The sequence below is a fragment of the Flavobacterium sp. J372 genome (genome assembly GCF_024699965.1).
Taxonomy (GTDB): domain Bacteria; phylum Bacteroidota; class Bacteroidia; order Flavobacteriales; family Flavobacteriaceae; genus Flavobacterium.
The window spans coordinates 14,111-26,256 of record NZ_JAJOMZ010000005.1; the positions used below are offsets into that span (position 1 = coordinate 14,111).

General features: G+C 41.5%; 12 protein-coding genes and 5 pseudogenes. 9 read left to right on the top strand and 8 right to left on the bottom strand.

Annotation, left to right across the window (positions count from 1 at the left end; genetic code table 11):
• Positions 1 to 80 precede the first annotated feature (80 nt).
• Positions 81 to 218, bottom strand: a complete 138-nt coding sequence (locus tag LRS05_RS17725; protein ID WP_374707791.1) for a helix-turn-helix domain-containing protein — start codon at positions 216 to 218, stop codon at positions 81 to 83.
• 272 nt (positions 219 to 490) lie between these two features.
• Positions 491 to 934, bottom strand: a pseudogene (locus tag LRS05_RS17730) (AraC family ligand binding domain-containing protein); the annotation flags it as partial.
• Positions 935 to 1,175: 241 nt separating this feature from the next.
• Here LRS05_RS17730 and LRS05_RS16415 point away from each other — a divergent pair.
• Together LRS05_RS16415 and LRS05_RS16420 are read left to right on the top strand one after the other, a co-directional pair.
• Positions 1,176 to 1,400: a hypothetical protein gene (locus LRS05_RS16415; protein WP_257869304.1), complete on the top strand. Its 225-nt coding sequence runs from the start codon at positions 1,176 to 1,178 to the stop codon at positions 1,398 to 1,400.
• 358 nt (positions 1,401 to 1,758) lie between these two features.
• Positions 1,759 to 2,523: an oxidoreductase gene (locus tag LRS05_RS16420; RefSeq protein WP_257869305.1), complete on the top strand. Its 765-nt coding sequence runs from the start codon at positions 1,759 to 1,761 to the stop codon at positions 2,521 to 2,523.
• A gap of 68 nt (positions 2,524 to 2,591) precedes the next feature.
• Here LRS05_RS16420 and LRS05_RS16425 read toward each other — a convergent pair whose 3' ends face one another.
• The 3 genes and pseudogenes from LRS05_RS16425 to LRS05_RS16435 form a co-directional block, all read right to left on the bottom strand.
• Positions 2,592 to 2,852 (bottom strand): hypothetical protein, encoded by a 261-nt coding sequence (locus tag LRS05_RS16425; protein ID WP_257868396.1) that lies wholly within the window; start codon positions 2,850 to 2,852, stop codon positions 2,592 to 2,594.
• Positions 2,833 to 3,147 (bottom strand): thioredoxin family protein, encoded by a 315-nt coding sequence (locus LRS05_RS16430; RefSeq protein ID WP_257868395.1) that lies wholly within the window; start codon positions 3,145 to 3,147, stop codon positions 2,833 to 2,835. Before LRS05_RS16430 ends, LRS05_RS16425 begins: the two co-directional genes overlap by 20 nt.
• A gap of 33 nt (positions 3,148 to 3,180) precedes the next feature.
• A pseudogene (locus LRS05_RS16435) lies at positions 3,181 to 3,817 on the bottom strand (peroxiredoxin).
• Positions 3,818 to 4,020: 203 nt separating this feature from the next.
• On the opposite strand from LRS05_RS16435, the pseudogene LRS05_RS16440 reads away from it, so the two are divergent.
• Both LRS05_RS16440 and LRS05_RS16445 read left to right on the top strand, forming a co-directional pair.
• Positions 4,021 to 5,939: pseudogene (locus LRS05_RS16440) on the top strand (amino acid permease).
• Positions 5,932 to 6,102 carry a hypothetical protein gene (locus LRS05_RS16445; protein ID WP_257868392.1) on the top strand — a complete coding sequence of 57 codons (171 nt, stop codon included), beginning with the start codon at positions 5,932 to 5,934 and terminating at the stop codon, positions 6,100 to 6,102. The pseudogene LRS05_RS16440 and the gene LRS05_RS16445 overlap by 8 nt, the downstream one beginning before the upstream one ends.
• Before the next feature lie 449 nt (positions 6,103 to 6,551).
• Here the strand turns inward: LRS05_RS16445 and LRS05_RS16450 are convergent, their stop codons facing one another.
• The 3 genes and pseudogenes from LRS05_RS16450 to rlmD form a co-directional block, all read right to left on the bottom strand.
• Positions 6,552 to 7,274: a DUF6048 family protein gene (locus LRS05_RS16450; RefSeq protein WP_257869306.1), complete on the bottom strand. Its 723-nt coding sequence runs from the start codon at positions 7,272 to 7,274 to the stop codon at positions 6,552 to 6,554.
• The gene (locus tag LRS05_RS16455) at positions 7,235 to 7,795 is read right to left on the bottom strand and encodes a DUF6452 family protein (RefSeq protein ID WP_257869307.1); all 561 of its coding nucleotides are present in this window, start codon (positions 7,793 to 7,795) and stop codon (positions 7,235 to 7,237) included. The genes LRS05_RS16450 and LRS05_RS16455 overlap by 40 nt, the downstream gene beginning before the upstream one ends.
• Positions 7,796 to 7,823: 28 nt before the next feature.
• Positions 7,824 to 9,222: pseudogene (gene rlmD / locus LRS05_RS16460) on the bottom strand (23S rRNA (uracil(1939)-C(5))-methyltransferase RlmD); the annotation flags it as partial.
• Positions 9,223 to 9,306: 84 nt separating this feature from the next.
• On the opposite strand from rlmD, the gene LRS05_RS17735 reads away from it, so the two are divergent.
• The 5 genes and pseudogenes from LRS05_RS17735 to LRS05_RS16480 all read left to right on the top strand — a co-directional run bounded on the left by LRS05_RS17735 (position 9,307) and on the right by LRS05_RS16480 (position 12,008).
• Positions 9,307 to 9,630 (top strand): DUF1697 domain-containing protein, encoded by a 324-nt coding sequence (locus LRS05_RS17735; protein ID WP_374707795.1) that lies wholly within the window; start codon positions 9,307 to 9,309, stop codon positions 9,628 to 9,630.
• A complete protein-coding gene (locus tag LRS05_RS17740; RefSeq protein WP_374707796.1) occupies positions 9,573 to 9,863 on the top strand; it encodes a hypothetical protein in 291 nt (96 codons plus the stop codon). The genes LRS05_RS17735 and LRS05_RS17740 overlap by 58 nt, the downstream gene beginning before the upstream one ends.
• Positions 9,864 to 9,978: 115 nt before the next feature.
• Complete coding sequence (locus LRS05_RS16470) at positions 9,979 to 10,389, top strand: OsmC family peroxiredoxin (protein ID WP_257868387.1); 411 nt, start codon at positions 9,979 to 9,981, stop codon at positions 10,387 to 10,389.
• 80 nt (positions 10,390 to 10,469) lie between these two features.
• Positions 10,470 to 11,473, top strand: a pseudogene (locus LRS05_RS16475) (helix-turn-helix transcriptional regulator).
• 22 nt (positions 11,474 to 11,495) lie between these two features.
• A complete protein-coding gene (locus LRS05_RS16480; protein ID WP_257868386.1) occupies positions 11,496 to 12,008 on the top strand; it encodes a DinB family protein in 513 nt (170 codons plus the stop codon).
• The last annotated feature ends 138 nt before the right edge of the window (positions 12,009 to 12,146 follow it).

The window sequence follows — 12,146 nt, forward strand, 5'->3', positions numbered from 1 at the left end:
AGTTGATGGCATATTAAGCATAAGACCTAATATTGTAATTAATATCAAATGCCCGAGAACTTCTCTCGGGCATTTAAGTGTTAAGTTGTTCGATACCTCCCCACAAACTCCGACGGCGTTTCACTTGTACGTTTTTTAAACACGCGTGAGAAATAGGCGTAGTCTTCGAAGCCAAGATATGCAGCAATTTCTGCAAAATTATCACGGTGCAGCAGCAATTCTTTTTCGCTTCGAGCAATACCCTGTCTTGTATAATATCAGATGCGGTTTTTCCCGCTACGGCCTTTGCAATCCTGTTTAAGTGTTTGGCACTGATGGCGAGCATATCGGCATATTGCGATGGCGACTTTATCGTCAGGAAGTTTCTCTCAACCAAAGCCTCAAAACGTATATAGATATCAGAATAAGGGCCGGAAGCGGCAGTGTCATTATTTATCTTAAGATATTCGCGCGTGCTTTCAATATAAATCAGGTCAACCAGGCTGAGGAGCTTTTGCCTTTTCATGAGGTCATTACTCAGGCTTTCATGTAGTGCATTGGCAAACAATTCTTCAACAGATTGTGTCTCATCTTTATCAAGCATAACCACAGGCATATTATGAATACTATAATAGAAAGGGAACTGGCTTAGGCGGTTCTGCGTATAATGCTGCTCATAAAAAGCACGTGTATGGAGGAAAACGTACCCACTGATGTCATCTGAAAGTTCCCAATGGTGGGTTTGCCCCGGGTTTAGGAAAAATAATGCACCACGGGAAACAGCGTAAGAAGTAAAATCAACTTCATGCACACCGCTTCCGTGCGTGAAAAGTACAGCCACATAAAAGTCATGCTTATGCGGTACAGAAATATCTTTATGGAAAGCTTCGAGATGATTTTCCAGTATGTTAATATAGAAACCGTCATGATTTTCTTTTCCGCTGAAAAGTTCAATGTCAAGTAATTCCGTTTTTCCATGTCTTAAAAGTACAAATTATTGCGAAATTTGTGTAACCCTGTAACTGTAAAACCTTTGTACCTTTGGTAAAAATAAAAGCCATGTCTGCTATTAAAGGAATACTGGGCGAAAGATGCCCGAAGTGTGAAAAAGGAAAAGTGTTTTACAAAAAAGGCAACCCCTTTACTTTTTACCATGCCACGCATGAACGAGCATTGCCCGGTTTGCGGTCACCAATTTGAAAAAGAGCCCGGCTACTTTTTTCGGCTCTATGTACGTAAGCTATGGGCTGACTGTAGCAGAAATGATTGCGGTGTTCATCATTTCATTTTTAATTACAGATAATTATGCACTGATATTATTGATAATCGCAATTATGGCTGTACTGCTTAGCACATTCAATTTCAGGCTATCACGTATGATATGGATTTATATGCTTGACGGGAAGGACAGGACGGTTTAGTGTCATTATGAAATCATAAAGTTCTTTCGCATAAGCTGAAAATTTGAGTACTTTAGCGTAAAACCAACCACTAATGAAGTACTTCGCAGGGCTTTTCAGCGCCATGTTATTTTTTCTCATGCGCTAAAGAAAAGAAAGACTACAAGCCACAATTCACCACGGTTACAACAACAACCCTTCATGAGCAACAGGACATAGGTGTTCGTGCCATTACCATTGACGGCGACAAAGTATGGTATGCCGGCAGTATGGGAAATTTTGGTGCATTACCATTAAATGGAGGTAAAGCCCTGACCGGTGTAATCTCAAAGATACACTTTATCCTGAATTCCGTTCTATTGCCCAAACTAAAGATGCTGTGTTTTTATTAAATGCAGGTACTCCGGCGTTGCTTTATAAAGTTACCAAAGACACAAAGCACAACAAGCTGGTTTACACCGAAACGGGCGAAAAAGTGTTTTACGACAGCATGAAATTCCGGAATGATGACGAAGGTATAGCCATTGGCGACCCGGTAAATGAATGTCTCTCTGTAATTTTTACACGAGATGGCGGCAATACATGGAAAAAAATGTCATGCATTAAACTCCCTATGGTAGAAGAGGGAGAAGCCTGTTTTGCGGCAAGCAATACTAACCTTGTAGTTCATGGCAATAAAACGTGGATCATTTCAGGGGGTAAAAAATCGCGCGTGTTTTATTCTGCAGACAAAGGCGAAAACTGGTCGGTGACCGAAACACCCATCTTGCAGGGGGATGCCCCAACCGGAATGTTTTCTGTAGATTTTTATGATGATAATATCGGTTTTGCAGTGGGCGGCGACTATTCCAACTCTTCAGGAAATAAAGGTAACAAAATACTCACGGAAGACGGTGGGAAGTCATGGAAAGTGATGGCCGATGGTACAGCATTCGGGTATGCTTCGTGCGTGCAGTTTGTGCCAAAAAGCGATGGCGATGGTCTGGTAACTGTTGGGCCATCCGGTGTGTGGTACAGCTATGACCGCGGCGCTACATGGAAAAAGATTCACGATGAAAAATCATTCCACACTATACGCTTTATTAACGATAAATCTGCCATAGCTGCAGGGCAAAACAGCATTGTACGTCTTGATTTTAAATAAAAAACGCTCCTTTTTTAAGGAGCGTTTTCTTAATAACCAAATTATGAAAAACAAAGTTAAGCGTACTGCTAACCTTTATCTATAGCGCCAAGCACCCGCATCATAAATGCGTTAAGCGCTTCTTTCTTTTCCATACCGTCCTTTATCATTTTGTGTACCTCAAGTGCACCATACATGTTTGAGATAAGTTCACCAACTACATCTAGCTCTTCGTCTTTTAATGACGGAACCTCTGTAAGCGCCTCAAGTACTTCAAGGGCCTCAATAACGTAGTCCTGGTCGTTATCTTCAATAAACTGCGTTAGGTGCTTAATTACTGGTAACTTCATTTACAAGGTCGGTTAAAAGTTCTACTTTATTTGTTTGTATCTGGTTTACAAGCTCACCATTCCTGAAAGTTGCAAACGTTGGCAGGTTGCTCACGTTGGCCAGCTTGCGCGATTCAGGAAAGTTTTCTGCATCAGCCAGTACAAAAGTTACATTTTCATTCTCACCAGCCATTTTTTTAAATTTTGGCTTCATTATCCTGCAGTTGCCACACCATCCGGCTGAGTACTGTACTACTACAACAGGCTCTGCTGCAACAATTTCCGCAAGATTATCTCTTTCTAATTCCTGTAACATAATTTTTAAGGTGTGTTGTTAAAGTGTTAGTAATTAATTGTTTGAAAGGTAAGAAGCAACACCTTTACGGTCAGCCGTCATAGCCTCTTTGCCCTCTTCCCAGTTAGCCGGGCAAACTTCACCTTTAACCTGTACGTGTGTATAAGCATCAATCAGCCTAAGATATTCATTCACATTACGGCCAAGCGGCATATCATTTACACTTTCGTGGAAAATTTTGCCTTGTTCGTCTACCAGGTAAGTAGCACGGTACGTAACGTTGCTTCCTTCAATTACTACAGAGTCAGTTTCTTCGCTGTATGAAGTCGACTCAATATCAAGGATGCCAAGGATGTTTGAAAGGTTACGGTTGGTATCGGCAAGAAGCGGGTATGTTACGCCTTCAATACCACCATTATCCTTTGCAGTGTTAAGCCATGCAAAGTGAACCTCGTTAGTGTCACATGATGCGCCTATCACCATTGTGTTTCTCTTTTCAAATTCAGGAAGCGCAGCCTGGAAAGCGTGAAGCTCTGTAGGGCAAACAAAAGTAAAATCTTTCGGGTACCAGAAAAGCAATACTTTTTGTTGTTGTTTACTGCTTCTTCAAAAATGTTTATCTTCATGTTGTCGCCCATTTCTGAAATCGCGTCAACTGAGATGTTTTGGGAATTTTTCCTACTAATGACATATCGTTTAGGTTTAATGTGTTATTTTGATATAGCAAATTTAGATATAATCAATTTTGCTTATAGTATTTATTGATTGTAAATGTTTATAGTGGTATAGAAAATTCTTATTAAACAGAATTTAGGAAATATTTAAGAAATAACCAAATGCCCGCAACTTTTTTTATATTTGTTTTAAGGTGCAAAATGCCTCGCAATAAAACAAATGGGACTAAACAATTTATTCAGGAAAAAAAGGGTAGAAGATATTTTACAACGGGTTAATGACGAATCACACGGGCCGTCGCTAGGCAGGCACCTCACAGTTAAAGACTTGGCTGCATTTGGCATCGCGGCTATAATAGGTGCAGGTATCTTCAGTACCATAGGTAAGGCCAGCGCTGATGGTGGGCCTGCAGTAATTTTCCTGTTCCTGTTTACGGCGCTTGCCTGCGGCTTTGCGGCGTTTGCGTATGCCGAATTTGCCTCTATGGTTCCGGTATCGGGCAGTGCCTACACTTATTCATATGTTGCTTTTGGTGAATTGATAGCCTGGATTATTGGCTGGGCCCTCATCATGGAATATGCCATAGGTAATATAACGGTTGCCATTTCCTGGAGCGATTATTTTATCGGATTACTCGAAAGTGGCGGCCTCCATCTTCCGCAATGGATACAGATGGATTACCTTTCAGCTTCAAACGGCTTTGCCGATGCTACCGCACTCATGAAAGGCGGTAAAGCTTTTGCTGACCTTGATGCCGGGATGCAGGCTGCTTATACCGCATGGACAACTGCACCTACACTTGGGCCGATTCACTTTGTGGCTGACCTGCCTGCACTTTTCATTATAATATTGATAACAGCCTTGGTTTACCGCGGCATAGAAAGAATCGCGCAATGCCAGTAACCTTATGGTAGTAGTGAAGCTGTGTATTATACTGCTTGTAATTGCAGTGGGTATATTTTATGTTGATACCAGCAACTGGGATCCGTTTGCGCCTAATGGAGCTGCAGGAGTGCTTAAAGGTGTTTCGGCGGTGTTTTTGCTTATATTGGTTTTGATGCTATATCTACTACTGCGGAAGAATGCAAAAACCCACAGCGCGACCTGCCTAAAGGTATGATGTGGGCGATTATAATATGTACAACATTATACATTGCTATTGCCTTAGTATTAACAGGTATGGTAAAGTATAACCAGCTGAACGTTGGCGACCCCTTAGCGTTTGTATTTGATACACTTGACCTGAAATGGATGAGCGGAATTATAGCAGTTAGTGCGGTTGTTGCCATGGCGAGTGTGCTGCTGGTTTTCCAGATGGGGCAGCCACGTATATGGATGAGCATGAGCCGCGACGGCCTGCTGCCAAAGCGCTACTCTAAAGTGCACCCGAAGTTTAAAACACCGTCATACGCTACAATAGTTACCGGATTTGTGGTGGCTGTGCCGGCGCTTTTCCTGAACCTTACCATAGTGACAGACCTGTGCAGTATTGGTACGCTGTTCGCTTTTGTGCTTGTTTGTGCAGGAGTATTAGTGTTGCAGAACAGGCCTGATGTACCACGAGGTAAATTCCGCACACCATATGTAAATGCCAAATATATCATGCCATTGGGGCTGGTTGCAGGATTAGTTATACTTTTTACCCAGTTTAAAGAATCCACCATGGCATTCCTTACAAATGAGACAAGGGTAAAATCGCCCGAAGAAATAGTGACATCTTTGCACGATGAACAGATTGCTGATGTTCATGCTTACCTTGTGCCAAATGACAGGGGCAGCCTTGACGACCTTACCCGGATACTGTTGCACAAGCAGGAAAATGCCCCGGCAATTATAACTCATTGATTGAAAACATGCCCATACCTGATGCTCAAAAATACGAAAGCGGTTTTGAACTCTTCAAACACAAGATACCTATGTGGATATTTTTATTCACGCTGGTTGGGTTGGCTGTTTGGGCTTACAGGAAAAACCTTTCTCTTATACCATTGCTGGGGCTTATCTGCTGTCTTTACATGATGGCAGAACTTAGCGTTTGGAACTGGATTTACTTCACTATCTGGCTATTGATAGGCCTGGCTATATACTTTGGGTACAGCAGGAGAAACAGTAAACTTAATGTTGAAGCTAATGGATAAATTTAGTATAAAAGAAATTTTCGAAGATGAAATTAACAGCTTATGGAATATTGAGCAATTTCGCAGCATACCACTTTATGATCGAGGATATGCAATTCCTGATGAAACAAAAACTAAATCATTATTGTTTGTTGGGATTAACCCATCATATTATCTCCAATAGATAAAGAAGAAAGATTATTTTATAACGATAAAAGCCACCGTTATTTCAATAAATTTATAGAAATTTCAAAGAAGGTTAATAAAGATTGGTCACATATTGATTTACTCTATTTAAGAGAAACAAATCAAAACTTCGTAAAACACATATATTATAATCATATTGAAGGAAGACATTTTTAGATTCACAAATCGCTCTTTCCAAAAAAAATATTGAAAAAATCGAGCCATTGGCGATTGTCGTAGCAAATGCATTTTGCCGTGGCCTTTTCCCTTTTAAGCATGAATTTTGTGAGGGAGATAGGATCAACAAAATTATAGAAGACAGTGCTTTGAAAGATACGCCGGTATTTTTTACAAGTATGCTTTCAGGACAGAGAGCACTTGATAATGGATCATACGATCGCTTGACATGGCATATCAATCGGGTAATCAAATTGAAAAGTAATTGATTTACTTCTTTTCTTCCTTCGGTACTTTATCCTTCTTATACAGCGGAATAAAATACGATAATGAGTAATTGAAACCTGCGCCAAAGCTCCCTTCATACGTACGGTTAAAGCCCGGTATGTAGAGGTTGTCAAAATTCTCTGGCTTTTTGTCGGTGATCAGGTAGTTGAGTCTTACTGAGAAGCCAAGGAAAAGGTTATCAAATATCTCTGCTTTTACACCGCCAACAACCTCGGCCCAGTGCGCGGTAAGCCCATCGAATTTTCGGTCAGGATAAAAGATAGTTTCATCAAAATATCCAGATGCGTCATAAATGCGGTATGAGTTCAGGTTTTGGCTATAACGGCTGAAACCATAGCGCACACCGGCATATATCATATTTTCCATGTCGAGCCAGTTTTCATAGGCATTATAGTCAAAACCAATCTTAATATACTGTCCCTGTGTGGTAAAGTTCAGCTGGTCATCATCAACAGTAAAATCTTCATTGCCAATTTCTCCCGCCACATAGTATTTCTTTGTAAGTCGGTAGTCGGCCACAATTTCAAATCCTCTGTAATTATCATTATATAAACCTCTGGTAAGGCGGTACAGGTCAGCGCCTACACGCGGGCCATAGCGGTCTTTATAAACAGGCTCTGGAGCAGTGGTTGTATCATTTGCAGTCTGGGCAAAGCCGGTAATGCTCACCAGTAAAAGCGATAGGCTAAAAATAAATTTTGACATGAGCTTCGGTTTCGTTTTCTATACTGGTATTTTCTATGCTGATGCCGTTTGCCGCAGTCCAGCGGGTACCATCTGCGCCGGGTGTAATTATATTTGTAACAGGTGTGGGGGGTATGAGCGTAAACGTTGTTTTTGTACCCACAGGCGCGTGATACATAAGTTTCAGTACGGGTATAGTCCAACTTCAGTAAATCTTCATTTCGTGTGCCGTCTGTAGCACGTGAGCGGTATATAAGCCTGTATTCTGTAACATCCTGATTTGTGCGAAGCGGCAGCGGCACCCTGCTTACAGTACCAACCAGCGTACCGGTATCATTAAGCGGAAGGGTGTCGGTTTCATTTATCGCAATTATGGCTAAGTCATCAACTGTTCTAAGTACTGTTGCGTTATCTTTATTATAAAATTCAACCACTACACTCGGTGTAGTAGGTGTGTCTTCGGCACATATATCATCTTTCTCGCAGCTGAGGTAAAAGCTGCCTGCAAGAAGTACAGCAGTAAGCACAAGGGCTTTTTTCATAGCGGTTATTTCTTTCTTTTTTTCCAAAAAGTACAACATTTTCCACATGGTGCGTCTGCGGGAACATATCCACAGGGCGCACGCGGGTAACTTCATAATCAGCATCCATGAGGGCAAGGTCCCGTGCCTGTGTAGCTGAATTACAGCTTACATAAACCACTTTTGTGGCGCAATCTTCAGTATCTGGTCAACCACATCTTTATGCATACCATCACGCGGCGGGTCGGTAATGATAACATCTGGGTGGCCGTGTGTCGAAATGAATTCGTCATTAAACACAACCTTCATGTCTCCCACAAAAAACTCGCAGTTAGTTATATTATTGCGCTCTGCGTTTACTTTAGCGTCGGCAATGGCTTCAGGCACAGCCTCTACACCAATTACTTTCCCGGCCATTTTTGAAACAAATTGTGCAATAGTGCCTGTGCCGGTATAAAGATCATATACCAGTTCTTTACCGGTGAGTCCTGCAAACTCGCGGGTTATTTTGTACAGCTCATATGCCTGGGCTGAGTTGGTTTGGTAGAATGATTTGGCATTTATACTGAACTTCAGGCCTTCCATTTCCTCGAGAATATAGTCACGGCCTTTATACAGAATCACGTCCTGGTCATACAGCGTATCGTTTGCCTTGCTGTTGATAACGTATTGCAGCGATGTTATCTGCGGGAATTTCGCAATCAGATGGTCAAGCACCAACTCACGCGCCGCCTTATCATCTTCAAAGAATTGAATAAGCACCATGATCTCGCCCGTTGAAGCGGTACGTATCATCAGTGTACGCAATAACCCCGAATGTTCACGCGGATTGAAGAACGCCAGGTTATTGGCGTTGGCAAAATCGCGTATCTCGTTACGTATGGCGTTGCTTGGGTCTTCCTGCAGGTAGCAATCTGTAATGTCAAGAATTTTTATCCCACATCTTCGGGATATGGAAGCCCAACGCGTTGCGGTTTTCATACTCAACACCGCTTTGTATTTCAGCTTCGGTCATCCAGCGGGCATTGCTGAAGGAGAACTCCATTTTATTACGGTAGAAGAATTGCTCTTCCGGCCCGGCAATAGGCTCAAATTCGGGCAGGTCAATCTTGCCAATGCGCTTCCAGGTTGTTGTACACTTCCTGATTTTTATAAAACAGCTGCTTTTTATAGTCCATGTTCTGCCATTTGCAGCCACCGCACGAACCGAAATGTGGGCAACGCGGCTCAATCCTGTCTTCGCTGTATTGATGGAAGTGGACGGCTTTTCCTTCGTAATATGCCTTACGCTTTTTAAATGTCTGCACATCAATAACATCACCCGGCACTACGTTTGGTATAAATATCACTTTACCGTCCGGCGCCTTGGCTACCGATACGCCCTTGGCGCCGGCATCAAGCACACGTATATTTTCAAAAATAATCTTGTCTGTCCTTTTTCTTCCCATGCGGCAAAAATAAGGCTTTGCAGTGAATTTCACTGAATTAATTTAAAGTGGCTTTTGTACCTTCGTATTCCAATCAATTTCGCTATGAATACATACCTGGCCTTGCTTCGCGGCATCAACGTGAGCGGAAAGAAGATAATTAAAATGGAGGCCCTGCGTACACTTTTTGAAGCGGCAGGATTTACTGATGTAAAGACCTATATACAAAGCGGAAATGTGATATTCAAAGCTAAATCATCATCAAAACAAGAAGTTGCTTCTCAAATTGAAAAGATGATATTAGCTGAATACGGCTTTGATGTAACGGTTTTGTTCTTGATTCACAGCAAGTTGAAAAAGCTATTGACAATATGCCTTACACCGATGGCCGCGAACCGGAAGGGCAGGGGAGCAAAAAGCTGTATGTAACGTTTTTGTCCGAAATTCCGACAGCAGAAAATATTGAAAAACTGATGCAGGCCCCGATTGGCGATGATTTGATTTCATTATATGAAGATGTGCTGTATTTTAAATTGGAATCAAAAGCATCTGAATCTAAATTGTCAAATAATCTTATTGAAAATAAACTTAAGGTGAAAGCGACAACCCGAAACTGGAATGTCACACTAAAACTGCTTGACCTTTTGAGGGTAAATTCCTGAACGAAACAACGTATTAATATTTTGTTAATTGTTATCACTTGCCTTCTTGCGGGTTTCATAATTCGGTAACTTTATCCTTGGCAGTTTTGCCGCAAAACTTAATCAACATTATATCATGAAAAGAAACGCTACAGCCGTTTGGAACGGCTCTCTGAAAGAAGGCGCAGGTAAAATATCAACACAAAGCGGTGTACTTGATAATACCCAATATTCGTTTAAAACACGTTTTGAATCGGGCGTAGGCACTAATCCTGAGGAACTTATCGCTGCTGCACACGCAGGATGTTTCACCATGCAGCTTACGGCATATATCAATGAGGCCGGCTATGAAGTTGGTGAAATTTCTACTAAATGTGATGTTGATTTTAAGGATGGCTCGGTTGTGAGCTCTCATCTTACCCTTACAGCAAAAGTTGAAAGGATTGAAGATTCTGAATTCCAGGAGCTTGTAACTAAAGCAGAAAAAAATTGCCCTATATCCAGGTTATTAAATACCGAGATATCTTCAAGCGCTACACTTGCTTAATTTTTGATACATTGCAAAATAAAATCCCGGCTTTCCGTCGGGATTTTATTTTATATTTGAGAATCAATTTTCTTAAAATAATGAACCGCTTTGACCGCATTACCGCTATACTTATCCAGTTACAATCCAAGCGAGTTGTAAAAGCTCAGGATTTGGCTGAGAGATTTGATATAAGCTTGCGGACGGTGTATCGCGACATACGTACGCTTGAAGAAGCCGGAGTTCCGCTGTATGGCGAAGCAGGTATAGGATATTCATTAGTAGATGGTTACAGGCTGCCCCCTGTAATGTTTACCCGTGAAGAGGCAATGGCATTCCTTACAGCAGAAAAGCTCATGGAAAAATTTACAGATGAAACGCTGGGAGAGCATTACACATCTGCTATGTTTAAAATAAAAGCCGTGTTGCGCGGAACAGAAAAAGACCTGCTTGAAAATCTCGATAGCAATATAATCGTTAACAACAAAAGGCGTGATAATTCTCCTCCTGTAAATGTTTTGGATGTTCTGCTTAAAGGTATTGCTGAAAAAAGGGCTGTAAAGCTTATATATCGTGCGTTTGGAAATGAAAAAGACAGTCAGCGGCTAGTTGAGCCTATTGGGATTTTCCATGAATATGAAAACTGGTATACTGTTGCGTGGTGCCATCTTCGCAATGAATACCGGCAGTTCCGCGCCGACAGGATTGTGAGCGTGCAGTTAACTTCAATTTCGCATAGCCAGGATACTTCACTGTCAGCATATTATGACCTCCAAAGTAAACAAAAATCAACACTTTCCATGCAGAAAGCAGTAATACGCCTTGAAAAAAAGTGGCTTTATACATGCAGGAAAGTCGCCACCGACACGGTTTTGTATCTGAAAGAATTGATGGTGATTATGTTGAGATGACATTTTTATCCCAACACATTGAAGACGGGCTTGCACGCTATTTTATGATGTTTGCTGATTATGGAGAAATAGTTGAACCTGAGTCACTTAAAATTCGTGTTGCAGAACTTCTGGAAAAAATGCTGCAAAAAAATGCACTTTCAAAAACTGCTGACATAGGGTTGTCACTACGCGGTTGCAACTTTGTTCCATAATAACAAATAAACTACTGATATTATGGAAACTACCAATTTTGAAATTGTTGCATTATTGCTAAATGAACTGGAGCAGGAAGCCAAAACAACCCGTAAAATGCTGGCGCGCGTTCCTGCAGAAAAGTTTGACTGGCAGCCGCACCCGAAAAGCATGAGCCTAATGAGGCTTGCAGTACACCTTGCAGAACTTCCTGGTTGGGTTGCCATGACGATGACTACAGATGGACTTGATTTTGAAAACAATCCATACGAACATAGGCAGGTTGCCAGCACGGGTGAATTGCTTGACTTTTTTGAAACTTGCCTGGCAGAAGGAAAAGCAGCGCTTGAAACTGCCGATGAAGAATTTCTTAGTAAAGAATGGGTACTGCGTAGCGGAGACATCATCCATAGCAGGGAGACTAAATATGAGGTGATACGTATGTCAATATCACAAACGATACACCACAGGGCACAGCTCGGAGTTTACCTCAGGCTGCTTGATGTGCCTATTCCCGGCAGTTACGGCCCAAGTGCCGATGATATTGCCTTTTGATTTGCAAACCCCATTAGTTGGGGTTTTTATTGCATTTAATATAAAATAAACAATGCTTAATTTAATTTTTATTAATTTGCACCATATACGGATGATTTCTCTCCAAAAGCAGGAATTGCTAATACAAAGAATAAAAAT